This is a genomic window from Veillonella sp. ZSJB6 (assembly GCF_051549505.1).
In the GTDB taxonomy this organism is placed as follows: Bacteria; Bacillota; Negativicutes; order Veillonellales; family Veillonellaceae; genus Veillonella.
The window spans coordinates 1-283 of record NZ_JBPUGE010000034.1 but is presented as its reverse complement, the minus strand read 5'-3'; the positions used below and the strand labels follow the sequence as shown (position 1 = coordinate 283).

At 47.7% G+C, this 283-nt stretch carries 2 tRNA genes; both read right to left on the bottom strand.

Annotated features, from left to right (window positions below):
* Window position 1: 1 nt before the first annotated feature.
* A tRNA-Ala gene (locus ACSV5T_RS09790) sits at window positions 2–77 on the bottom strand.
* Between the two features lie 129 nt (window positions 78–206).
* Window positions 207–283, bottom strand: a tRNA-Ile gene (locus ACSV5T_RS09785).

Genomic DNA, 283 nt, shown 5'->3' with positions numbered 1-283 from the left:
ATGGTGGAGACGAGGAGATTCGAACTCCTGACCCCCTGCTTGCAAGGCAGGTGCTCTCCCAACTGAGCTACGCCCCCGTAATGGGTTAACTTAAGTCTCAATAATCCATTCCGAAGAATCCGTTATCTTTTATAAGTTTTACCTATTAAATTAGCTCTTAATGTCTGTACTCTACACGAAGTGTATTTCAAGTTATATGAGCCAACTGGTGGGCCTAGGTGGACTCGAACCACCGACCTCACGCTTATCAGGCGTGCGCTCTAACCAGCTGAGCTATAGGCCC